Here is a 22,840-nt window from a genome sequence, read left to right on the forward strand (position 1 = left end):
TTAATTGTCCACGGTGGAGTTTGTTATCGACGTCAATTAATTGCCAGTCGCCAAGGATTTGTCGGCGCCTAATTGCCCCGACAGTCTAAATCGATAATTAATCTTTTTAGTCTGTCGGCGGCCAGACTCAATACCGAATAAGAGCAAAAAGGAGGCTTGCCCTCCTTTTTTTATAGATGCTATGAGTAGATTATTCATTTTCGTCATTATCTTCGGCATCGTGCTGTTTTCTATCTTTTCTTTAGAAGAATTCCTGATTGCGCCACAGCCCGAAGTCGCAGCCGTAGAGAATAAGGTCAGAGAGGTCGAAGTGGCACGTCTTGTTCGGGACGTAAGTCGCTCTGAGTCCGTAGATAAAACCTCTCTGGAATTTATCTCCCTGAATGAAACTGCAGTAGTGAGCCAGAACATTACCCCTGCCAGAGAACTTAAACTCACCAAGGGAAGTGTTTTCGGCGGCGATTACAAGGCAGGAAGCTTTTTATTATCTGACATGGTGTCAAACCCTGGCGATACAGGGTATTTGATGCTGTCCATCGGCGACAAATATGTCCCCTATTTTTATTCTTCAGACGACAACCAGGCCATCGACACCATTCCAATTGCGGTAGGTGACCGGGTGAGTTTCGTGGCCACCACCGCCGCCACTCACAATATCAAAGAGGCAGGCTACGCCGAAATCACCGACATCACCAGCCGGGTGATTGTCGAGGATGCCAAGGTGATTCAGGTGCTCAGTGCGCCCCAGAACCAGCAGGACCAGGAGGAGACCGACAGCAGTCTGCTGATCGCCCTGACCGTGGAGCAGGTGCTGCAGCTGGAGATGGCCAGAAAGCTGGGGGACATCACCCTGGTACCTTCTCGTCTGACTGGCAACACCTTGTCGGTGAAGAGCAGTGACGTCATTGAGCGTCTCAGCGGTGTTCGGGAGCTTCGTGCCGGGGAGGCCCAATGATGATTATGCGAGTGACAGCCTGGCTGGTCGCCCTGCTGGTGACTGTGGTGATGACCCTGGTTCCCGCCACCGCCGCCACCTATAACCTGGATGAGGGCGGCGCTAAAACCCTGAGATCCAATAAGCCCATCGATACCGTGTTTATCTCCAATGCCAAGGTGGCGGATTACAAGGTGGTGGACAACCACAAGGTGGTGGTGTTTGGAGTCTCCCCTGGCCTCTCTACGGTGATTCTCTACGATCAGGAGGGCGGGGAGCTGGCCAACCACACCCTGGTGGTCAACCTCAATCCCAGAGTGCTGGAGCAACTGGTGGCAGCCCATTACCCCGATGAGAAGATCACCATCCGCAATGTGCTGGAGCAGGTGGTGCTGGAAGGCACGGTTTCCAGTGAGGCGGTGAAGCAATCGGTCTACGAGCTGGTAGGCGAGATGCTGACCAAGGAGGTTCAGGTCAATGAGATCGTGTTGAACGACACCAACGGCTATGAACTGGCGAACCTCGAATATGGCCGCACCAGCCTCTACCGTGGCGTCATCAACAACCTCAAGGTACTGACCACAGAGCAGATCAACGTCAAACTGACGGTGGCTGAAGTCTCCAGCGGCCTGCTGAGCCAGCTGGGTGTTCAGTACGGGTCCGAGGGCGCCGAAGCGGGGCAGTTCGTGGATTACCTGCTGGACTTCTCTGCCGAAGACATCATCTCCGTCATCTCTGCCAAGAAGGATGAAACCCTGGGGCAGGTGCTGGCCGAGCCCAACCTGTCGGTGATCTCCGGCGAGACCGCCAGCTTCCTGGTGGGCGGGGAGATCCCCATCGCCGTGCGCACCGATGACACCGTCTCCGTGACCTACAAGGAGTACGGCATCAAGCTCAACCTGGTGGCCAAGGTGATGGACAGCGACAACATCCGCCTCTCCCTGATGCCGGAAGTGAGCTCTATCGATGCTCAGAACACCTACGACAGCACCATTGCCAACATCCCGGCGCTGCGCACCCGTCGTGCTCACACCACAGTCCAACTGAAAGATGGCCAGAGCTTTGTACTGGCGGGTCTGCTCACCTCAGAGGAGCGGGAGCTGCTGTCACGGGTGCCACTGTTGGGCGACATTCCGGTGCTGGGCAGCCTGTTCAGTCATACCGAGTCTGATTACACCAAGACCGAGCTGATTATTGTGGCCACGGTCAACCTGGTGCAGCCCACCTCTCCTGAGCGAGTGCGGCTGCCAGTGATGCAACGGACCAGCGACCTGGAGCGGCTGCTGGGGATCGAGTTCAGCAACCCTCAGCAACCCGAACTGCAAGAGGTTCTGACCCAGGGAGGTTTCCGATGAAACAGCTTGTTTTCCTATTGGCAGTGGCGCTGTGTGGCTGCAGCGCCACCCAGGCCCCGGAACCCGCCAAAGTCATGGTTCGTCAGATGGAGACGCGGCTTGAGCTGGCGTCTGTCCGGTTGCCTGATGCAAATCGGCGCACTCAGGCGTTCATCAATGAGCTGAGTGAGCACTCTGACCACCTGAGCCTGCGCATTCAATATGGTCCAGGAGCCAAAGAGATGGCTAATGCACTGAAACTGACCGCCTATGGGTACGGCGTGTCGCCGGTTCGGGTCAATCTGGTGGCCCTTCCCGGCAATGCCAGGGACAAGCTGACCCTGGATGCCCGTTATCTGCTGATTCAGAACGACGATTGTGGTCGCCTCTCCATGGCCAACCGCGAGCAGTACAGCTTCGGCTGCACCCTGGAGTACAACCGCACTCTGACCCTGACCAACCCGCTGCCTGGAGGTGTTGAATGAACCTGAGCAGTATCTTTAAGAGCGGCGGTGCGGAGAAGAAGGAAGCCAGCCAGTGCCTGGATCTGGTGGTATCGCCAGATTCCGAATTGCGTGACCGTGTCATGGAGGGCTACGCCATCGAGGGCTTTGGTCAGCCCAAGGTGGAAAGCAGCCTGGAAGCCGTGCGTGACTGGGCCGAGAGCGAATATGGTGCCCGCACTCTGATCCTGGATCTGCGCTACGCCGACCCCGAGCAACTCAAAGGAGTTGTTGAGGCTCAAACCACCCAGCTGGATGTTCAGATCAGTGTGATCATCCTGGGAGAGTCCGATTCCATCAAGTTGAAAAACTGGGTAGAGGCTCAGGGGGCCCGTTATGTCCTCTGGGAGGGCAACGTCAACGCCCTGATTCACAACGTCGGCGACCTGCGTCGTCCCGGTCCCGCCACCGGCAGCTACAAAGCCAGAACCGCCAAGCGGATTCTGGTATTGGGCAGCAAAGGGGGCGTGGGCGTCAGCTGCGTCAGCAGTGCCCTGGTGCACCTGTTCTCCGCCAAGGCCGGCCTGCCCACCCTGCTGGTGGATCATGATAACGGCGCGGTGAGCAGTGATCTCTATCTTGGCATTGAGGGGTTGAAGATCCGCCAGAACAGTTCGGATCTGAGCCATAAGGAGATCGATGCCTCCATCGCCCGGACCTACCTCAACCGGGTCAATGACAGGGCGGACTGCCTGATGCTGGAGAGCGTCAACAACTGTGTTGGCTTCCACGCCCCCAATCTGCTGGAGCTCTCCCGCCAGTTGGCCCAAGACTACAACTTTATTATCGACTCGGTGCCCTCCACCCTGTTCGACGAGGTCAATGACCCGGGGTTTGCAGAGCGCTACCACCGCATCTACGTGGTGCTCGACCCGTCGGTCAGCTCGTTGCGTGCCTACAACCAGTTGAAGAGCAAGCTGGATAAGATCCCACATCGGGTGGTCATCAACCAGTCGCGCCCCAACGGCGACTACGCCCTCACCATGGCAGATGCCCTGGATAAGCTGAAGATGGAGTCCGCCATCTCCCTCGGTTACGAGGCGGGCCTGGAGAAGGGACTGATTCAGAAAGGGCACTCCTTCATAGAATCCAAGAAGCTGTTGCGCGGCCTGGCCACCATTGTGGATGAGCTGGCCGGTAAGCGCATCTATGGCGGCGGTCGACTGAGGTGGTTGTCCCGATGAGCATACTGAAGAAGATCTACATCGATCTCAGGGATGAGATCTTCGATGCCATTGACGCCGCCAGTATCGGCGATGTCAGCAAGGAGGAGCTGCAGGAGCAGTTGCGTCTTTCCGTGGATCTGCTGGTGGATCAGCGTCAGCTGCAGGTCACCAGCATCCAGCGTATGGAGTTGGTGCGTGCCCTGTTCGCCGAGCTCAAGGGGCTGGGACCTCTGCAGGCGCTGCTGGAAAACGACGACATCTCCGACATCATGATCAACGGCCCCAATGACATCTTTATCGAGATTGGCGGCAAGGTTGAGCGCTCCGAGATCCAGTTCGTCAACGAGAAGCAGCTGAACACCATTGCCAAGCGCATCGCCTCCAACGTAGGACGGCGCATCGATGAGGCCAAGCCTCTGTGTGACGCCCGCCTCGAAGATGGCAGCCGGGTCAACATCGTCATTCCGCCGCTGGCCATCGACGGCACCTCCATCTCCATCCGTAAGTTCAAACAGCAGAAGATCCAGATGGAGAACCTGGTGGAGTTTGGCGCCCTCTCCATGGAGATGGCCAAGCTGCTGACCATCGCGTCCCACTGTAAGTGCAATGTCCTGATCTCCGGCGGTACGGGGTCGGGAAAAACCACCTTGCTCAACGCCCTGTCTGCCTTTATTGGCGAGACCGAACGTATCGTCACCATCGAGGATGCGGCGGAGCTGCAGCTGCAGCAGCCCCATATTGTTCGCCTGGAAACCCGCCAGGCCAGTGTCGAGGGCACCGGCGCCGTGGATGCCCGGGAACTGGTGATCAACGCCCTGCGGATGCGTCCGGACAGGATCATCGTCGGTGAGTGTCGGGGCGGCGAGGCGTTTGAGATGCTGCAGGCGATGAACACAGGCCACGATGGATCCATGTCCACCCTGCACGCCAACAGTCCCAGAGACGCCATTGCCCGTGTGGAGAGCATGGTGATGATGGCCACCGCCAGCCTGCCCCTGGCGGCGATTCGCCGCGCCATTGTCAGCGCCGTGGACCTCATCGTTCAGGTGAAGCGTCTGCACGATGGCAGCCGAAAGGTGATGTACATCTCCGAGGTGGTGGGCCTGGAGGGAGACAACGTGGTGCTGGAGGACATCTTCCGCTTCGAGACCGGCATCGATGGCTTCTCCGGTAACCGCATCCGCGGCGACTTCCGCACCCCGGGCCTGTCCACCCGTTCGGTGATCTACGAGCGCGCACGTTTCTTCGGTCTGGAGCAGGAGCTTAAGGAGATCTTCTCATGATTCGCCTGGCCTTCCTCCTGGTGCTGTTCGGCCTGCTGTTCATCTGGTGGCGGGACAGAAAGCGCCACAACAAGATGGACAAGCTGATCGGCATGGAGCGGGAGCTGGAGGCCCAGGAGGTGGCGCGGATGGTGATTGACGCCAGCCGCTTTGATGCCAGCTTCAAAACCCGCATGAGGGCACACTGGAAAAGTCTGATCAAGCTGATGTCCCCCAAGCCCCAGGTAAAGTTGGCGCTCTATTTCTGCGCCTCCACCACCGGGCTCTATCTGCTCAACGAGATGCTGCTGCACCTGAGCCTGCCCATGCTGCTGGGGTGGGGATACCCCATCACCTTCGTGCTCTTTGTTCTGCAACTGCAGAGGATGCGTGAGCAGAGGTTTCAGGATGACTTTCCCGATGCCCTCAACATCCTGGCCGGGGCGCTGTCCGCGGGTCAGAGTGTGGTGCACGCCTTCGAGTATGTGGGGGAGCAGCTGGATAACGATGTGGGTCGGGAGTTCAAGCTGATGTCTGAGCGTCTGCTTATCGGAGAGGACCCTGATGATGTGCTTCAACGCAGCGGCACCACCTTCCCCTATGTGGAGTACTTCTTCTTTGTCTCCACCATCCGACTCAATCTGAGCCGGGGTGGTCAGCTCAAGGATGTGATCAACCGCATCAACCGGCTGATGTTTGATGCCCGGGCCCTTGACAAGAAAAAGAGCGCCCTGACCTCGGAGGCGCGGGCGTCGGCCAAGATCGTGGCGGCACTGCCTTTCATCTTCCTGTTGATCCTGAAGTACACCAGCCCGGAGAACTACAACTTCGTGATGTTTGAGGAGGGGGGCAAGCCCATCTTCTACTACGTGCTGATCAGTGAGTGCATCGGCTTCGCCTGCATCGCCTGGATTCTGCGGGGGGTGGACTCATGACCTACGTGCCTCCCTATGTATTTTACCTGGTGGCCCTGGTGTCCGCCTTGCTGCTGGCCTGGGTGGGTTCCCGAATCTGGGATCGTTTCGCCACCCGCTGGAATGTGAATGCCTTGCTGGGCACCGGCCAGGGAGAGAAGCCCCAGGGGCAGTGGGTGGATAAGGTAGTCAGCCCCTTCAGCTTTAACCAGAAGGAGATGGAGAAGAAGCTGGCCAGCGCCGGCATCTATCTGGAGTGGGTGGCACAGAGCTACTACTTCCTGAAGTTCATCCCCTTTGTGGTGGTGCTGGCGGTGGGGATCTTCCTGCTGATGCGCGGCTACGTGGACTCCACCAAGTTCATCCTGATGGTCAGTCTGAGTGCCGTGGCGTTTCTGGTGGTGCCGGACATCTACCTGGACATGAGGGCGAAGAAGCTGATCCGCAAGATCAGTGGCCGCCTGCCCTTCCTGCTGGATCTGATGAACGTCTGTGTGCATACCGGGATGACGGTGGAAGCGGCCCTGGATCATCTGGCCGGGGAACTGGTGATGGTGGATAAGCACCTGGCCCGGGTGGTTCGCATCACCGTGGAGCGTTCCAAGGTGGTGGGGATCGAAAAGGCGATCCATGAATTTTATGAACTGGTGCCTACCAGCGAGGCCCAGAGTTTTGTGATGACCATTGTCCAGAGTCTGCAGTACGGCTCCTCTGTGGGCCCCGTGCTCTCTGGTCTGGCATCGGATATTCGGGAGATCAACATGATGAACCTGGAGGAGAAGATCGGCAAGTTGGGGGCCAAGATGTCCATCCCGCTGATCCTCTTCATCATGGTGCCCATCGTGGTGTTGATTGCTGCTCCCGGCATTATGCGGATGTTGAGTTAGAGAGGATAATGACCATGACTAGAACCCTGAGCGCCACCCTGTTGGCAATGAGTCTGGTCGGGTGTGCCAGCCAGCCGGTTGATGATCCACTGGATACTCGCGAAACCCTGCTTCAGGCCGCCAACAACCAGCCTGGCCTGGTGGCCCACTACAAGGCCAACCTGCAGCAGAAGCCCGAATACAAGCTGGCCCTGATCAACGTCTATCTGGATCAGGGAGACATCCGTTCCGCCGAGCTGTACACCAGCCTGCTCTCGGAACAGGAGCGCAAACAGGCCCAGGTGAAACTGGCCCTGGCACGAATCGAGTGTCAGCAGCAGAACTGGCAGACCTGCGAACAAAAGTTGGAAGCGTACCGTCAGGCCGGTGGTGATACGGTGCAGTATCTGTTGAACCTGGGCCGGGCCAGTGCGGGCCAGGGGCGCTTTGACCAGGCCTTCGCCCAGTTTGAGGAAGCCCGTCGCCTGGGGGCTGAGGACCTGCTGGTGCAGAACAATCAGGCGGTGGTGCGGATGATGCAACAGCGCTACACCGATGCCATGGCGCTGCTCTATCCCCTCTATCTGAGTCACCCATCCGATGGCGGCATTCAGGCCAACCTGATTCTGGCGTCGATCCAGGCCGACCGGCCCGAGGTCGCCCTGGATGTGCTGCGTCAGCAGTTTGATGAGCAACAGGCTCAGCGCCGTCTGCGTGCGCTGGTTGGTGGCATGAAGCCCAAGCAGAAGAGCCAGGTGCTGTGGATGAAGGAGGATGTTCAGGAGTCTGTGGCCAGTCAGCCGGAGACTGCAGTTCAACCTCAGCCCGAAGTGGTTGCCAGCTCAGAGGCGCAGCCCATGAAAGCACCAGAGCCTCAAAACATCGAGAAAGATAAGTCGCAGTCCGCCGGGGACCTTCCCCCATCCCCCCCGGTGGTTGCGGCGCCCCCTGCCCAAGAGGTGGCCCAGTGCGTCATCGAACCGGCAGAGGACAAGCAGTTCTGCATCCAGGTGACCTCCTGGGATCGCCCCCTCAGCCAGAGGATGCGAAACGACTTTGCCAAGCGTTATGGCAGTTTGTTTGAGCACCATGCCGGTGACCGCTACCGCTACTGTGTCAGTGAATTCGACACCCTGAACGAGGCCAAGGCGTTCCTGCCACAGATCACCGAGTCCGGGGCCTATGTGGTCACCAGGACCAACTGTCATAAGCAGGTGGCCCCATGAAACGCCAGAGCGGGGTGATCGCCGTTGAAGCGGCTCTGGGACTGCCCCTGCTGATCCTGATGGTGCTGGCCTGGCTGGAGTTCTGCGTACTCACCTACGCCATGAGCGCCACCGATCATGCCCTGGCCACGGCGGTCAATGCCGCAAAGCGTCAGGGCAGCCTCAGCTCCACCACGGTGGCGGATTATGAGTATGCCCTGTTGCAGGCGCTCATCGAGAACGGGGTGACCTGGTGGATGAGCTCCGAGGAGTTGGCAGCCATGACCGCCGATGTCCTCTACTTCGACAGCATGGCGGACTACGCCTCCTGCAGCGCCGGTGGGGCAGACCTGCTCAGTTGTGCCAAGGCCCGTACAACCGGTCTCAATGCCCCGGTGGCGGTCTATTTGGTGGATTACAGCTACAAGCCGATGTTCAACATCTATCTGCCTGAGCTTAAGGTCCACCGAGAAGTGGCGGCAATCCAGGAGTATGAGCGCTGTAAATTCAAGTATTGGGATGGCTGCTGATGAAGAGAATCCAAGGGGTATTCACCGTCGAGCTGGCCCTGGTGCTGGTGGTGCTCTCCAGCTTCTTTGCCCTGCAGGTGAACTACATGATCGCCGTGGCCAAGAAGGGCGCCATGGACAGGGCGGCTTACTCCGCCGCAACCCTGATCGCCGAGCGTCGTCAGTTTTTCAATGATGAGGGCTATATCTGTGGTGTGAACGGCGGCGATGCCACCAAGTGCAACAAGCTGATGACCGAGATCCGGGATGTGGTAGAGGGGGCCATGGCCCGGGCGCTTTCCAGCTTTGACGGCAATGATATGGCCATCGTGGTGGAGGAGTACATTCCCGCGCCGCCGACGGCGGCCTACACGGTACGCACCCTGGGCGACGGCACCGGCTGCGATCTGGTCTCCATCAACAACACCGCCATGGATGCGCTTTCGCCCCTGACCTCCAAGAGTCGAAAGCTGCCTATCTATCAGGTGTCTCTCTGTTACAAGACCGAGTTTAATCTGTTGGGTGCGGTGGAGGGGGATCCCTTTAACATCGTGGCCAGCTCCATCTCCTTTGCGAGGTTCTGATGATGCGAACGCCGAAACAACAACAGGGTGCGGCGATGATCATCTTCGTCGGCCTGCTGCCAGTGATGATGATGCTGTTTGCCTTCGCCATGCACCTGGCCCAGCAGATGCTGGCTCACGCTCGTTTGCTGGAAGCCGCCGAGGTGGCCAGCCTGGCGGTGGCGGCCCAGAATGAACCCACCCAGGCGGAGTCTGAGCAGCTGGCTAAAAGCATTGTGGATTTCTACATCAAGGACAATGTTGGCGAGCTGGCGGTCAGTGTGGATCAGGATGCCTGCACCTACGCCAGCGGCTGTATGCAGGAGGCGGGGGAACTGGCGCCCTCCATGCAGACGGATGTGGTGGTTCAGGCCAAGTACAACAGCTGGATCAGCTACAACGAGATTGGCATCAAGGATCAGTTTGATCTCAAGGGGGGCTCACTCTCCAAGCGTTACCTGCCCAAGCCGGTGGATGTCTATTTCATCGTGGATTTCAGTTACTCCATGAGTTGGTCCTGGACCAACGGCGAACCCAAGTTCGACATCGTGAAGGACACCCTGGCCAGGGTGGTGGAACAGCTCAAGCTCTACAACCAATACAATCAGGATAAGAGTCGCATCGCCCTGGTGGGCTTTAACAAGTACAGCGTACGCAAGGTCAACGGCAGCCGGGTGCTCTACAACATGGACATCTACGACACCACCACAGAGACGGTGGCACGGATGTTTGAGGATAAGCCGCCGGCCTCCAGCTACTACCAGTATTACAGCTATTACTACCCGAAGAACTTCCATGACGTGCCTCTGACCGAGGACTATGACCATTTCCTGGCCGAGCTGGACACCATGACCGCCAACGCCCGTTACGCCGGCACCCACTCCTGGCAGGGGATGCTGAGGGCGGCGGTGGTCTCCAATGAAGCCACCAACCTCAATCCGGACCAGGTGTTTATTGTGCTTTCCGACGGTCATGACAATGAGATCACCTACAACGGGGTGAAGACCAACCGTTACTTGAAAATGCTGGTGAACTCCGGTCTGTGTGAGAAGCTGTTTGACAACATGAGGGGTAAGACCGGCCGCCATGGGGAGGAGATCTCGGTGAAGGCGGGGGTGATCGGCATTGATTTCCTGCTGGACCAGGAGAGCAACGGGTTTTACAACTGCGTGGGAGAGAAGAACATCTACCACGCCAGCCAGGGACCGGACGTGTACAAATACATTTTGCAGATGCTGAACGAAGAGACGGGGCGACTGAAATGATGAAACTGAGCAAAATTGCCGCCTTGGGCCTGCTGGCCTGGACCCTGACACCACAGAGTGCCTTGGCGGGGTGTCTGGACAGCCAGGCACTGTACAAGCAGAGCAGCAAACAGACCGGAGCCTGGGCCATTACCCATCACGACGGCGAGCGCTTGCTGAAGGTGACGCCACTGAATGAGGTCGGGGCTTCGAGCGAAACCGTCTCCGAGAGCAGCGATTGTTCCTTCGATCTCGACCGGCTGACCTTGGTACTTCACTACGAGCTGGACAAGTTTGAGCTGACCACGGATCACAAGCAGGCACTGCTGGAGCTGGTGGTGATGGTGGAGCAGGGCGGCTCTCTGGCCCTGGGGGTGTCCGGCCACGCCGATCACCTGGGCAGTGACCAGTACAACCTGAGTCTGTCTCAACGGCGGGCCCAGGCCGTGTCGGAGTTTCTCAAGCGGGTGCGGCCGGATCTGGCTACCGAATCCTACTCTTTTGGCGAGTCCAGCCCGGCGTGCAGCCGGGAAGAGAACGCCAGCCTGGGTTGTAACCGCCGGGTGGAAATTAAGCTGAAGATTTAGTTAGACATCTCCCAACGAGTGTTTTTGGGCGCCCACCGGGCGCCCCTTTTTTTGCCTGCTCTTTGGATTTCAGCTCGTCGCCATCAGGCGAGCGCTTAACCCACCATGAACACGCCGGTCAATCAATTGAAGGCCGCCATGTTCGAGGAGAGCTCTAATGTCTCTCGTGCGCTCTATAAATTGGTGGATGCGGGGTTTGTGCATAAGGGGCGCAATGACGAGGACCAGCGGGTGGTCCACATTCAGATTACCGCTACGGGCAGCAAAGCACACCGGGAGGCCGACCAGGCACTGATGGGGGCATCTTTTGGGCTGAATTCGGCCGAAGAGGAGCTGCTGTTCAGCCTGCTGGCCAAGGTGGTGACCAGTCCGCAAGACTGATGTCAGATCGTAGAAGCCCTTTTGGACTTCACCTGTCACACAGAAAAAGAGGCGCCTTGGCGCCTCTTTTTCTGTTGGGCATTAACTGAAGTGGGACACCTGCTCCGAGAGGTTGGTGGACAGGCGCTGCAGCTCTTCGGCACTGGTGGCGGTCTGGGCCGAGGTCTCCCGGGTCATGCGGTTCAGGTCGCTGACCTGGGTGGCACTGGCGGCGATCTCCTGGCTTACCTGGGCCTGCTGCTCCGAGGTGGTGGCCATGCTCTCTGCCATCGAGGCGATCCCCTGGATCTGCTGGCGGATGGCGCGGAAGGCATCACCTGCCGTATGGGCCTTGTCGCTCACCTGGACGCTGGACTCTTGGCTGGCGTTCATCATGGAGACAGCCGACTCGATCCGGCTTTGCAGCTCGCCGGTAATGCCGATCACCTCCTGAACCGAACTCTGGGTGCGGTGGGCCAGTTGGCGAACCTCGTCGGCCACCACGGCGAAGCCACGTCCCTGCTCGCCGGCGCGGGCAGCCTCGATGGCGGCGTTGAGCGCCAGCAGGTTGGTCTGCTCGGCTACGGCGTCGATCATCGAGGTGACCGATTCGATGCTCTTGCTCTGCTCATGCACCTGGTGGATGGCGTCAGTGGAGTGGTTCAGTTGCTCGCCGAGGCGGGCGATCTCCTGTTCCATGTCCTCCACCATGGTGGCGCCATGTTCGCTGTCGCCATCGGCATTGCGCACATTGTTGGCCACCGCTTCGACCTGCTCAGCCACGGAGTGGGCGGAGGAGGCCATCTCCTCGATGGCGGTGGCCATCTGGTCCACCTGTTGTTGCTGTTGATCCGCCTGGGCCAGGTTGTCGCCGGCAAACTGGGCCACGCCATTGGACGCCTGGCTGGATTCATTGCTGGTATGCTTGATCTGCTCCACCAGCCCCTGGAGGCCGCTGGCCATCTGCCCCATGTTTGCCATAAGCCGCACGATCTCGTTCTGGGAGTCGTTGCGCATCTTGGGTATCTCGATGCTGACCCGGCCTTCCCCCAAGGCCTGCATATAGCCATTGGCTTCAGTCAGGGGGGCCAGCAGGCGACGCACCATCCAGATCAGCACCAGGATGGTGACCGCTCCGGCCACGGCGGCGATCAGGATGATGTCCCTCAGAATCACCTGAGACTCCTTGGTGACCTCATCAATAAAGGTGCCTCCGGACACCACCCACTGCCAGCCGGGTACCTTGGCGTAGGCCAGGTACTTCATGCCGGTGATGCCATTGAAGGTGTGGGGATAACGCACTACGCCAGACTCCCCTTCGAACAGCTTCTGGAACGGCTTCTCCTCGGTGGCCAGATTGATGATGTTCTTGCTTAGGTTGGCTTTGTCCGGGTGGTGCAGATAGCGGCCCCGGTCTTTGTCCGCGTCGCTGAACACTATGGAATAGCCGGTGTCACCCCAACCCACCTGGGCCAGGCTGTCAAACAGCGCCTGCGCAGACTGGTCAACAGGCAGGGCCACTACCACGGCACCTATCATGCTGCCTGCGCGATCTCTCAGTGGGGTGTAGTAGGTCAGGTACTGCTTCCCATACAGGTCGATCTTGTTGTGGTAATCCTGCCCCTGAATCAGTGCCTGGTAGCTGGGGCTGCTCCTATCCAGCTGAGTGCCGACGATTCGCTCTCCCTGCTGGTTGGTCAGGGAGGTGGAGAGTCGGTAAAAGTCGCTGCCCTCCTTGGTGAAGATGGTGGCCCCGGCATGGGTGTCCTCCAGGAAGGCGTCCACCAGCATGTTGTCACTGACCCTGTCGCCAAAGATGACAAAGTCGGTCAACTCCTTGCCCTTGATGCTGACCTTGGTGCCACTGACTTCCAAGTCTTCCATGTAGCGGTTTTGCAGGCTGGTGACCAGGACCTTGGCCTCCTCCAGATAGCCATTAAAGCTCTGCTCCAGGGTCAGGCTCAGGGCCTGCACCTTGGATTGGTGCTCGCTCAGGGCTTTCTCCATCAGGGTACGGTTGCTGTCCTGGTACACCAGGTAGGCGGTTGCTGAGAAGGCCAGGGTGACCAGCAGGGCGACCATCAGTCCCAATTGCAGGCTGAGGCTTCGATGTTTGAGATTGGATAGTAGGGCCACGTTTAGCTCCCCGGAGTGTAAAGGGTGGATGATTGAGAGATAAAGCGCTAGGGCTTCAGTGACCATATCGGTCACTTTCCACACACTCTTGAATCGGGTTTTTTGTTTCGTGAGGGAGTTGGAGTGGTGTGTTCTTGTGGTCTTGGGCGAGATCCCAGACAGACCTGTTTGTGTGAACTTCAGTTGATGGCCCGACGGGCACTGATAAGGTGCGGAGGTCGGCGTTGAGCCCGCTGGGGCAGGGTCAACGCCGAAGGGAGGGGTCAGAACTTCTTGGGGGCGAAGCCGGTGACCTCTTTGATCCCCATCTCCCGGCCCAGTGCGGTCATCGGGTGGACCACCACCAGTCCACGGACCGACTTCTTCAGCTTGCCCATGTCCGCCTGCTCCTCCTTGGTCAGGGGCCGCTTGAACGCCAGAGAGGACACCTTGTTCCCCTGTTTGTCCAGTTGACGGGCCTGGGTCTTCTTCACGCTCTCGATACGCTTCTTCAGGGCCTGGCTCTCCTCGGAGAACTTGTCGATCATCGCCATATCGCCTCTTTCGTGGGCGGCATCGAGCTTACGGCGGGTTGCATCCAGGCGGTTGTTCAGTTGCTGGAGCTCTTGTTTCAGGTTCATTGTGTATCCTCTGAGCGTTTAATGCCGTTGCGACAGCCACTGCTGCTATTGCCCGGCGCAGTGGGGTAGTATATCAGGCAATACCGTGTCGGGTGGGATAAACAGGAGAGGCCCATGGACGATTACTCACAGCACTTCAGTGTGGACTCCTTCTGGAAGAAGCTGCGGCGCTACGCCATCACCATAGGCCGGGAAGCGGTGGAGAAGGCCTTGGTGCTCTACTTCTGCCTGATGGACCCGGCAACCCCGACTCAGGCCAAGACGGTGATTCTGGGCGCGCTGGGGTACCTGATTCTGCCGCTGGATGTGATTCCGGACCTGACTCCAGGGGTGGGGTTTTCCGATGATATCGGCGCGCTGTCTGTGGCTTTGGCCACAGTCGCTGCCCACCTGACCGATGAACACTGGGACAGGGCCGCCGCCCAGGTGGAGGAGTGGTTTGGCCCGGCGGATTAGCGGAGCCATTGCGCCTACCTGGTCTTTCTAGACCGGCTTATTGTCCATATCCAGCCCCTGAAGGGCGATCACCGCCTGAGTACGGTTGCGCACCCCCAGTTTCTTGAAGATGGCGGTGGCGTGGGCCTTGATGGTGGCTTCAGAGACCTCAAGCTCGTAGGCGATCTGCTTGTTGAGCAGCCCCTCGGCAAACATCTGCAACACTTTGTACTGCTGAGGCGTCAGTTCAGCCAGACGGGCGCCAATGTCATCCTCACCATGCTCCTCGTCCGCCAGCCCCTCCATGCCCGGGGGCAGGTAGAGCTCGCCATCGAGCACCAGCTGCAGGGCTTCGGCCAACTGCTGGGGCTGGGCGGATTTGGGGATAAAACCCTGGGCGCCATAATGGATCGCCTTGCCGACGGTTTGGCCATCTTCATGGGCGGAGATCACCATCACCGGAATGGCGGGGTAGTGGCTTCTCAGGTGAATCAGGGTGGAGTAACCATGGGAGCCGGGCATCTGCAGATCCAGCAGCACCAGGTCAATATCCGCTTCGGCACACAGCTGCTGCTCCAGAGAGTCTGCGCTGTCCGCTTCCAGCCAGCGGGTATCCGCCATAAACAGGCTGAGAGACTGCTTCAGCGCCTGACGAAACAGAGGATGATCATCGGCGATGAGGATAGAGCGAGCGGGCTGGTCCATGGCTTCATGAGTCCTTTTTCTAATAATGCCGTTACTTTATGCAAATTTAGCCCAAAAACAAAGGGGCGCCGTGCGGCGCCCCTGGTGATCGGATCAGCAATGAGATCCCATCAGCGTTGTCTGCGGGCCCTGCTGGCTTCTGCCAGGTCGCGAAGCAGCACTTCACTCTCTTCCCAGCCCAGGCAGGCGTCGGTGATGCTCTTGCCGTAGATAAGGCTCTGGCCGGGAATCACCTTCTGGTTGCCCTCGTTGATGAAGCTCTCAGCCATCACCCCGGCGATGGTATGGCCGTGGGGCTGCTGCATCTGCGCCATGATGTCCTTGGCCACCTCCAACTGACGGCGGTGTTCCTTACGGCTGTTGCCGTGGGAGAAGTCCACCACCAGCCGCGGGCTGATGCCGGATTCGGTCAGCCGTTCGCCGGCGTCGATCACATGCTGGGCCTGGTAGTTGGGGCATTTGCCGCCGCGCAGGATGATGTGTCCGAAGGGGTTGCCATGGGTGCGGTATACCGCCATCTGCCCCTCTTTGTCGGGGGAGTAGAAGATGTGCGGCACCCGGGAGGCGCGCACCGCATCGATGGCGATCTGCAGGTTGCCGTCGGTGCCGTTCTTGAAGCCCACCGGGCAGGAGAGGGCAGAGGCCATCTCCCGGTGGATCTGACTCTCTGTGGTCCGGGCACCAATGGCGCCCCAGGTGATCAGGTCGGCGATGTACTGGCCATTGACCATATCCAGAAACTCGGTGGCAATGGGCAGGCGCAGTTCGGAGATGTCGGTCAGCAGTTTGCGGGCCTTGCGCAGCCCCTTATTGGCGCTGAAGCTGCCATCCAGGTCCGGATCGGAGATCAGGCCTTTCCAGCCGACTATGGTGCGAGGCTTTTCGAAGTAGACCCGCATTACGATCATCAGGTCCTCAGCCAGCTCCTTCTGCAGAGTGGCCAGGCGTTCGGCATACTCCAGGGCGGCGTCGGCATCGTGGATGGAACAGGGGCCGATGATCACCAGCAGTCTGGGATCTTCGCCACTTAAAATCGCCTCTACCTGGCGCCGGGCGCTCAGCAGCGCCTCTGCAGCTCCATCGGAGAGAGGGTATTCGCGGGCCAGCTCAGCCGGGGAGATCACCTTACACAGCAGGGTGGTCCGCAGTTCATCGGTTTTAAAAGTCATGTGTGCCTACAACAGAGCGGGACAGTGCCCGCCGTTTGCAACAAATTAGACGGATTATACCCAATCTTTGGCTTTAGGTAAGGAAACAATCCAAATCGTGCCAGTGGCTTGGGGGCAACTGCGTCAAAAATCATCAGATATGAAAAAGGGAGGAAGCGTCCAGAGTGATTGTTTTTTCGTTGCTTCTGCAAGGCTGTTTTGTGATTGAGCTTTAACCTGCTTAGCGGCTCGGGGCTAGGATGAGCGTCCAGATCGCAAAGCAACAGAGGCTCGGGCTGGACTAAAGCATCCTGGTGGCTTCTGTCTTAAGGAGCTCTATGAAGGCACTCACTTTTGGAGGGGTGGGGCCTCCCTTGTGGTAGATGGCGTTCAGCTCACGGATGTCGTACACGGTCTCCTCTTTGAGCACTTCCACCAGCTTACCCGTATTGCGATCGGCCTTGGACATAAAGTCGGTCAGGCAGGCGATGCCGGCGCCCTCCAGGGTCAGTTTCCTGAGCACCTCACCACTGGATGCGATGATGCTCGGGATGATCTTCAGCTTGTTGCCATCTTTATCCAATACCGGCCAGGTATTGAGGATGGTAGGACCATCAAGTCCCAGGAGTACGTGATTGTTCAGATCCTCGATGCTCTTGGGGAAGCCGTGTTCCTTGAGATACTTGGGACTCGCCTGTAGACGGCGTTTGCTGATGCCAATAGGCATTACATTGTGCTTTGAATCGTTTACCGCCCCTACCCGGATGGCCAGATCCGATTTCTTTTCGATGATGTCGACGATCTCTTCATCGTTTTGCAGGTGGATCTTTACCCTGGGGTAGAGTTTGGAATAGGACTTTACAATGGGGCTAACCAGATGAACCAATACCGGAGAAGCGCCATTGATTCTCAGGGTTCCGCTCGGCTCGTTTCCTGCGAAGCGAAATTCGTCTTGAATGTTGTTGATGGCGGAGTTGATGGTCTTGGCGTGCTCGATGAGTTGCACCCCTTCCTGGGTGAACTCCAGTTTTCGGGTATTTCTCAGAATGAGGCTGGTGTCCAGTTTGGACTCCAACCGGGTCAGGCTTCGGCTAATGGTTGACGGCATCACTCCGAGTTCTTCGGAAGCCCGGCTGATGGAGCCGCTCTCGTAAACGGCCACCAAGCATTTCAGTTCATCCAGTGTGATGCTTTCGCGCATTATCGTCCCCATGATTCGGTGCTGGCTGACATATATATCAGTATCGAAGAAAACAGGCCAGCCACGGGGCTGGCCTGTTCGCATCAGAAGTAGTAACCCAGGTTAATGTTGATTCGCTTGTCCCACTTGTCAAACTGGTCCTGCAGGCCAACGTGGTTGCTGCGAGAGGACCACAACATGTTTTTGCCAACGATGAAGTCAAACCAGGCAAACACCGGTCCTTTGCCAACGCTGATGCCGGTAACATTCTGATAGCTCTTGTCGAAGTCGTCGGACTCTGGGGACAGCACGTTGAAATCGTTGTAGAGGGTTAACGCCCCCCACCCCATGTCGACCTTACGGGCCAGGTTAAAGGTGAAGGCGCTGGCTTCTGACGCGATCTCATAGGTGGCTCCGACCACACTCAGGGCGACCTTGTTCTGGTATTCGGAGGCGATATCGAAATCGTACTTCAGGTACTGTGCCTGGATGGTCCAGTTGTCGACGGCGCCCTGATAGTGAACCGCATAGGCATAACGGTCTTCCTTGCTGCCATTGGAGGCGTCATACATCTGCCCATATTCAAGTGAGGCGCCAATGGTGGAATCAATGCCGAATAGCTCAGTAAAGATGGAGTGACGCAGGTTGAACTGGTTGGTTTCTTCGTAGTTGTACTCGGTACCGTTCACCACCCCTTGATAGATATCTGCCGCGAAGCGTTTGGTGCTGGTGGCACCATTCTCGGCCCCTTTGAAAAAGGCCACGTCGGTCTGATAACCATCGCCACGATACTCCAGAGAAACGCCGGTATCGTAATCGTCTTCGAAACCGACATAGTATTGCAAACTCAGCCAGAAACTGTTGGAAATATAACCGATATTGCCAAAGGGTACTTTAGTTACGCCCGCCTTTAAAGTGGTGTTGTCATCCAGTTTGTAGTAGGCATAGCCATGTTTTATTGCATCAAAGTCGTCACGGAAACGATATTCCATGGATAAGCCAATGTCGTCTCGTTCACCATTAAAAGAGAGGGCTGCGACTTCAAATTTGAAGTCACCCAGTTTGTCTTCTGAGGCTTCATTGTAATCGATGTAGGAGTAATTAACTCGGGTCATGCCACCGAATTCATAATCGTCGGCTGCAAAAGCGTTTGTATTCAACAGTGTTGAGGCAATAATAATTGCCAGGGTGTTATATTTTTTCATTATATTATCCAGTCGTCGTGGAGTGCCGCACTTCAGGAAAGTGCGGCAGATAATTTCAGCTTTTTTGAAATTAGTGCCCGGGGGCGATATAGGCCCTAGAAGCATTGAGAATGCACTGGGATTTCTGAGTGCCGTAGTTGGCGATGCACCAGTTGCAAGCCAGACAGCGGGGTCTGTGGGAAGGATCCTGTTTCCACTTATTAGCCAGATCTGGCTCAGAAAGCAGGGTGCGACCGAAACCGAACGCTTGAATATTCTTGGCGTTGGCGAGAATCTCTTCCATCAGTTTCGGTGTGCGGTTGCCTCCGGTGACGATCAGCGGCACATCGACATTGTCGCTGATGAATTTGGCGTCATCGGCAAAGTAAGACTGATCTTTCTCGTTCTGAATATCCGGGTGGAACTCACCCATGCCGCGCACCTTATTGCCGCCACTGATGTCCAGTGCGGTGATGCCTCTCTCGGCCAGACCTTTGGCCACAAACAGGTTTTCCTCCTGGGTGTTACCGCCGGCGAGGCTGCCCAGATAGTCACGTCCATGAACCTTGGCAATGATGGGGAACTCAGGCCCCACAGCCGCACGCACCGCCTCGACGATTTCAAAGGCGAAGCGGGCACGATTCTCGATGGGGCCGCCGTACTCATCCTTTCGGTCGTTGTAGTAGGGGAACAGGAACTGGCTCACCAGATAGTTGTGGGCAAAGTGCAGTTCGATGGCGTCAAAGCCCGATTTCTGAGCTCTGACCGCAGCTTTGGCAAAGGCGTCAACCGCGAAGTTAATGTCCTCCTTGGTCATCACCTGGTTGGGGATGGTGCCGTAGATGGGGTGGGGTACCTTAGAGGCACCGTACACCTTGCGGCGATCGGTCCGGTAGTTACTCTGAGGGCCGACCATTGCCAATTGCACGGCGATCTTGGAGCCATGATCATGGGCGTTTTTGACGACTTTCTTATACAGTTCGATTTGAGAGTCGTCATACAACCCGGTACCGCCATTACCGAACTGATCTTCGGGCATGATGTAGGTCAGGCCGGTGATAATCAGGCTTACTCCGCCTTCGGCCAGTTCCCGGTGAACCTGCATCAGATCCTCTGTCGGGTCGCCATCTACCGTTGCCCGGTATTGGGATGCGGCTGAACGAACGATTCGGTTTTTCAGCGTCAATGTGCCGAGCTTGGTCTCTTCAAACAGGCTTCGGCTGGTATTGGTGCTGGCATTGGCGTTCAAAGAGAGAGTGGCCGGGGCGCTCGCCGCTGCCACACCCATAAATTTCATCATTGTGCGTCGACTAATAGACATACTTACCTCGACTAGGAATTATTTGTGACAGCTGGAGTTAGCGCAGCCGGTCAGATCTTTATCTGATTTGTTGAATTTCTTCTGAGCATCGCTGTGACAGGAAAGGCAGCGAGTGGCCGCATCGTCCTTGATGGCTTTCTTGCCATGAATAACGGCGTAATAGGAACCAGGGTCTTTTTTATCTGCTTTTTTTGTAGAGTGGCAGCTGGAGCATTTGTAGGGAGTGAAACTTTCGACGTTGCTCTTCACCTGATGATGGCATGAGGCGCAGTCGACATTTTTATGCGCTTGATGGTCAAAATCGACATGTCGGGAAAGCTGATGCATAGGAAGAATAACTTCCGGACTTTCTTTATCTATAGATTCTCCCATGGCACTGACTCCAATGGAGGCCAGAGAAAGAACCAATCCAATTATTGATACTTTAATTTTCATGTTAGTTCCAGGTTTGTTGGTGTGCTAAATATTTGACCATCGACAAATCTGGCCATCAACGCAGGCGGTGCAAAGCAGTTTTGCACACAGGGTGTTTTGATAAAGATGTATAGTCTTAGCGAGAATTGTGAACTGAGGCACTGATTGCCTTTGTCTCTTGGTGTCTGTTGCCAATCTGAGTTGCTGTCGGGTAGTTTGTTTTTAATCTTTTGCTGGATTGTGTGATCTGTGGTGTCAGTTTTAGGTGGCAGGCAGTGAGAGGGGAGGCCTGTAATGGTGAATATTGAGCAGAATTATCTTTATTTTTCGATCGAGGGAGTTCGATAAATGTCGACTTTATCATTGCTTAATCTTGTTTTTATTCGTCTCTTTTATTGTTGGCATAATATGCAGTTAAGGCATGGCAAAAAAAGAGGAGGGTAACCCCTCCTCATTCTGGTTAACGCATGGCGGACTTCTGGTCCAGATTCCACAGGACGTTCTGTTCGCTGCCCATCATGGTGCTGGGCAACTTTCCGTCCCAGTTCTGGGCGCGCACATACTCCACCAGCAGAGGGCTCTGGGCGATGGCGCCAGCCTTTTCGCGCATCGCTTCCGCTTCCGCCAGGCCTTTCACCTTGATCGCCTCCGCTTCCGCCTGGGCTTCGGTGAGGATGGCGTAGGCGTTACCGTCGGCCCTGGCTTTCTCCGCATCTCGCTTGGCTTCCGCGGTGTTGACCTCCCGTTGGGCCTCCAGTTTCTGGCGCTCAAGACGGTGCTTCTCGGCTGCCGCCAGGTTTTTCTCCGTCTGCTTGGTCTCGATACTCTGCAGATATTTCTGCGGCAGCACCAGGTTCTCTATCTGGACGCTGTCCAGTTTCACCGGGAACTCACTCATGGTGCTGATGACGTTCTCCTCGATTTTGGCGATCACCTTGCCCCGGTTCTGAACGATCTCCTCCGCCTTATAGCGGGCGATGGCGTCTTTGGCCGCCGATCTCAGCCTGGGGTCCAGAATGCGGTTTTCAAACTGGTCCAGGCCACCGTAGTTGCGGTACAGGTCGAACGCTTCGCTGCGGATCACCGTCCAGTTGATGGAGACATCCACATCCACCGGCATCTGCTCGTGGGTGGCGGCCTTCAGTGTTTCCACATTCTTGCGGGTGCGAATCTCCAGTTTCTGCACCGAGTCTGCCAGGGGAATTTTGACGTGCAGGCCGGGATTGACCTGTTGCTGTGCCTGACCAAAGCGTTTGACGATGCCCACATGGCCCTCATCTACGGTGTAGAAGGTGGATGTGATCACCACACCCAACAGAAACAGACCGATGGCGACAGGTGCAGCCTTGGTGGCCAGTTGGGTCTTCGCCGAGTTGTTCATCATGATTATCTCCTTTTTGTATTATGTGATAATTTTTTCGAATCCATGGCTTCAATATATCAAATCCTTATTAAATAAAAAATCGAACAGAATGCCTTTATCTATCGGAAATTTCGAAATGGCTTGATGTCGAGTGAGCAGAGGCCACAATTGGTACAATTTTTCGGCAGAGTGTGCGTTGGCGAGCCATACTCCTTGGGGAAATTGAACCTGGGAATGGAAAAAGGCGCAGTCTTTGAATGGCTTGCTGCCTGGTGTTCTCCAGAACCAGGCTTGTTTATCAAGGAGAGGGAATCATGAAACGAGTATTAATGCTGCTTACCCTGTGTCTGGGCATGTTGTCGCCCCTGGCCTGGTCTCATTGCCAGGTGCCTTGCGGTATCTATGATGATCACGCAAGGGTCAAGCAGATGCTGGAGGATGCAGCGACCGTGGCCAAGGCCACCGCCATGATGGCAGAGCTGGCCGGCAAAGGTGATGCTCAGTCGCAGAATCAGATGGTGCGCTGGGTCATGAACAAGGAGCAGCATGCTCAGAAGGTGATCTCGACCATTAGCGATTACTTCCTTACCCAGAGGGTGAAGTCCAGTCAGAAGGATTATCAGCAGCGGCTGGTGAAACACCATGGGGTGATTGTGGCGGCGATGAAGGCCAAGCAGAATGCCGACCCCAAGTTTGCCGATGCCCTGACCAAGGCGATTGAGGCGCTGGCGCCCTACTACCCGGAACACAAGCACTGATTTCGGGGTAGGTCAAAAGAGAGGGCGCCGATTGGCGCCCTTTCTGGTTCGGGTGTCCCGTCCTGAAATAGGTTTACACATTGGAGACCTATTATGGGCAAGCCAACAATAGCAAGGCGTAAGCGCACT

Annotated in this window: 24 protein-coding genes; 15 read left to right on the top strand and 9 right to left on the bottom strand. The window is 56.9% G+C overall.

Annotation, left to right across the window (positions count from 1 at the left end):
- Positions 1–526 precede the first annotated feature (526 nt).
- The 13 genes from ACN0RV_RS14530 (at position 527) to ACN0RV_RS14590 (ending at position 11,468) form a co-directional block, all read left to right on the top strand.
- A complete protein-coding gene (locus tag ACN0RV_RS14530) occupies positions 527–955 on the top strand; it encodes a hypothetical protein (protein ID WP_417348610.1) in 429 nt (142 codons plus the stop codon).
- A complete protein-coding gene (locus tag ACN0RV_RS14535) occupies positions 952–2,289 on the top strand; it encodes a type II and III secretion system protein family protein (RefSeq protein ID WP_417348612.1) in 1,338 nt (445 codons plus the stop codon). Before ACN0RV_RS14530 ends, ACN0RV_RS14535 begins: the two co-directional genes overlap by 4 nt.
- The gene (locus ACN0RV_RS14540) at positions 2,286–2,753 is read left to right on the top strand and encodes a hypothetical protein (RefSeq protein ID WP_417348613.1); all 468 of its coding nucleotides are present in this window, start codon (positions 2,286–2,288) and stop codon (positions 2,751–2,753) included. Before ACN0RV_RS14535 ends, ACN0RV_RS14540 begins: the two co-directional genes overlap by 4 nt.
- Positions 2,750–3,955 carry an AAA family ATPase gene (locus tag ACN0RV_RS14545; RefSeq protein WP_417348615.1) on the top strand — a complete coding sequence of 402 codons (1,206 nt, stop codon included), beginning with the start codon at positions 2,750–2,752 and terminating at the stop codon, positions 3,953–3,955. Before ACN0RV_RS14540 ends, ACN0RV_RS14545 begins: the two co-directional genes overlap by 4 nt.
- Positions 3,952–5,220, top strand: coding sequence for a CpaF family protein (locus ACN0RV_RS14550; protein WP_417348616.1), 1,269 nt, complete (start codon positions 3,952–3,954; stop codon positions 5,218–5,220). The genes ACN0RV_RS14545 and ACN0RV_RS14550 overlap by 4 nt, the downstream gene beginning before the upstream one ends.
- The gene (locus tag ACN0RV_RS14555; protein ID WP_417348618.1) at positions 5,217–6,134 is read left to right on the top strand and encodes a type II secretion system F family protein; all 918 of its coding nucleotides are present in this window, start codon (positions 5,217–5,219) and stop codon (positions 6,132–6,134) included. Before ACN0RV_RS14550 ends, ACN0RV_RS14555 begins: the two co-directional genes overlap by 4 nt.
- Positions 6,131–7,000: a type II secretion system F family protein gene (locus ACN0RV_RS14560; RefSeq protein WP_417348629.1), complete on the top strand. Its 870-nt coding sequence runs from the start codon at positions 6,131–6,133 to the stop codon at positions 6,998–7,000. Before ACN0RV_RS14555 ends, ACN0RV_RS14560 begins: the two co-directional genes overlap by 4 nt.
- A gap of 14 nt (positions 7,001–7,014) precedes the next feature.
- Entirely contained in the window at positions 7,015–8,205 is a 1,191-nt protein-coding gene (locus ACN0RV_RS14565; protein ID WP_417348631.1) for a tetratricopeptide repeat protein, read from the top strand.
- Entirely contained in the window at positions 8,202–8,714 is a 513-nt protein-coding gene (locus ACN0RV_RS14570; RefSeq protein WP_286342178.1) for a TadE/TadG family type IV pilus assembly protein, read from the top strand. The genes ACN0RV_RS14565 and ACN0RV_RS14570 overlap by 4 nt, the downstream gene beginning before the upstream one ends.
- Entirely contained in the window at positions 8,714–9,277 is a 564-nt protein-coding gene (tadF, locus tag ACN0RV_RS14575) for a tight adherence pilus pseudopilin TadF (RefSeq protein WP_417348633.1), read from the top strand. The genes ACN0RV_RS14570 and tadF overlap by 1 nt, the downstream gene beginning before the upstream one ends.
- A 2-nt stretch (positions 9,278–9,279) precedes the next feature.
- Positions 9,280–10,521, top strand: a complete 1,242-nt coding sequence (locus ACN0RV_RS14580; RefSeq protein ID WP_417348635.1) for a TadE/TadG family type IV pilus assembly protein — start codon at positions 9,280–9,282, stop codon at positions 10,519–10,521.
- Complete coding sequence (locus ACN0RV_RS14585) at positions 10,521–11,087, top strand: OmpA family protein (protein ID WP_417348637.1); 567 nt, start codon at positions 10,521–10,523, stop codon at positions 11,085–11,087. The genes ACN0RV_RS14580 and ACN0RV_RS14585 overlap by 1 nt, the downstream gene beginning before the upstream one ends.
- A 105-nt stretch (positions 11,088–11,192) precedes the next feature.
- Positions 11,193–11,468, top strand: coding sequence for a MarR family winged helix-turn-helix transcriptional regulator (locus ACN0RV_RS14590; protein ID WP_417348639.1), 276 nt, complete (start codon positions 11,193–11,195; stop codon positions 11,466–11,468).
- 81 nt (positions 11,469–11,549) lie between these two features.
- Here ACN0RV_RS14590 and ACN0RV_RS14595 read toward each other — a convergent pair whose 3' ends face one another.
- Both ACN0RV_RS14595 and ACN0RV_RS14600 read right to left on the bottom strand, forming a co-directional pair.
- Entirely contained in the window at positions 11,550–13,583 is a 2,034-nt protein-coding gene (locus ACN0RV_RS14595) for a Cache 3/Cache 2 fusion domain-containing protein (protein WP_417348640.1), read from the bottom strand.
- Positions 13,584–13,846: 263 nt separating this feature from the next.
- Positions 13,847–14,203 (bottom strand): YibL family ribosome-associated protein, encoded by a 357-nt coding sequence (locus ACN0RV_RS14600; protein WP_417348642.1) that lies wholly within the window; start codon positions 14,201–14,203, stop codon positions 13,847–13,849.
- 114 nt (positions 14,204–14,317) lie between these two features.
- Here ACN0RV_RS14600 and ACN0RV_RS14605 point away from each other — a divergent pair, with 114 nt between their 5' ends.
- Positions 14,318–14,659: a YkvA family protein gene (locus ACN0RV_RS14605; RefSeq protein ID WP_417348644.1), complete on the top strand. Its 342-nt coding sequence runs from the start codon at positions 14,318–14,320 to the stop codon at positions 14,657–14,659.
- Between the two features lie 27 nt (positions 14,660–14,686).
- Here the strand turns inward: ACN0RV_RS14605 and ACN0RV_RS14610 are convergent, their stop codons facing one another.
- From ACN0RV_RS14610 to ACN0RV_RS14640, 7 genes are all read right to left on the bottom strand, one after another.
- The gene (locus tag ACN0RV_RS14610) at positions 14,687–15,343 is read right to left on the bottom strand and encodes a response regulator (protein WP_417348646.1); all 657 of its coding nucleotides are present in this window, start codon (positions 15,341–15,343) and stop codon (positions 14,687–14,689) included.
- 110 nt (positions 15,344–15,453) lie between these two features.
- Positions 15,454–16,512 (bottom strand): 3-deoxy-7-phosphoheptulonate synthase, encoded by a 1,059-nt coding sequence (locus tag ACN0RV_RS14615; RefSeq protein ID WP_417348647.1) that lies wholly within the window; start codon positions 16,510–16,512, stop codon positions 15,454–15,456.
- A 280-nt stretch (positions 16,513–16,792) separates the two neighbouring features.
- Positions 16,793–17,692 carry a LysR substrate-binding domain-containing protein gene (locus tag ACN0RV_RS14620; protein WP_417348649.1) on the bottom strand — a complete coding sequence of 300 codons (900 nt, stop codon included), beginning with the start codon at positions 17,690–17,692 and terminating at the stop codon, positions 16,793–16,795.
- A gap of 83 nt (positions 17,693–17,775) precedes the next feature.
- Positions 17,776–18,786: a hypothetical protein gene (locus tag ACN0RV_RS14625; protein ID WP_417348651.1), complete on the bottom strand. Its 1,011-nt coding sequence runs from the start codon at positions 18,784–18,786 to the stop codon at positions 17,776–17,778.
- Between the two features lie 160 nt (positions 18,787–18,946).
- Positions 18,947–20,155 carry an NADH:flavin oxidoreductase gene (locus ACN0RV_RS14630; RefSeq protein ID WP_417348653.1) on the bottom strand — a complete coding sequence of 403 codons (1,209 nt, stop codon included), beginning with the start codon at positions 20,153–20,155 and terminating at the stop codon, positions 18,947–18,949.
- 39 nt (positions 20,156–20,194) lie between these two features.
- Positions 20,195–20,611, bottom strand: a complete 417-nt coding sequence (locus ACN0RV_RS14635) for a cytochrome c3 family protein (RefSeq protein ID WP_417348655.1) — start codon at positions 20,609–20,611, stop codon at positions 20,195–20,197.
- A gap of 439 nt (positions 20,612–21,050) precedes the next feature.
- Positions 21,051–21,974, bottom strand: coding sequence for an SPFH domain-containing protein (locus ACN0RV_RS14640; protein ID WP_417348657.1), 924 nt, complete (start codon positions 21,972–21,974; stop codon positions 21,051–21,053).
- Positions 21,975–22,267: 293 nt separating this feature from the next.
- Between ACN0RV_RS14640 and ACN0RV_RS14645 the strand changes: the two genes are divergently transcribed.
- On the top strand, positions 22,268–22,711 hold the full coding sequence (locus tag ACN0RV_RS14645; RefSeq protein ID WP_417348659.1) for a superoxide dismutase, Ni: 444 nt from the start codon (positions 22,268–22,270) through the stop codon (positions 22,709–22,711).
- Positions 22,712–22,840: the final 129 nt, after the last annotated feature.

The organism is Ferrimonas sp., assembly GCF_048263965.1.
Lineage (GTDB): Bacteria > Pseudomonadota > Gammaproteobacteria > Enterobacterales > Shewanellaceae > Ferrimonas.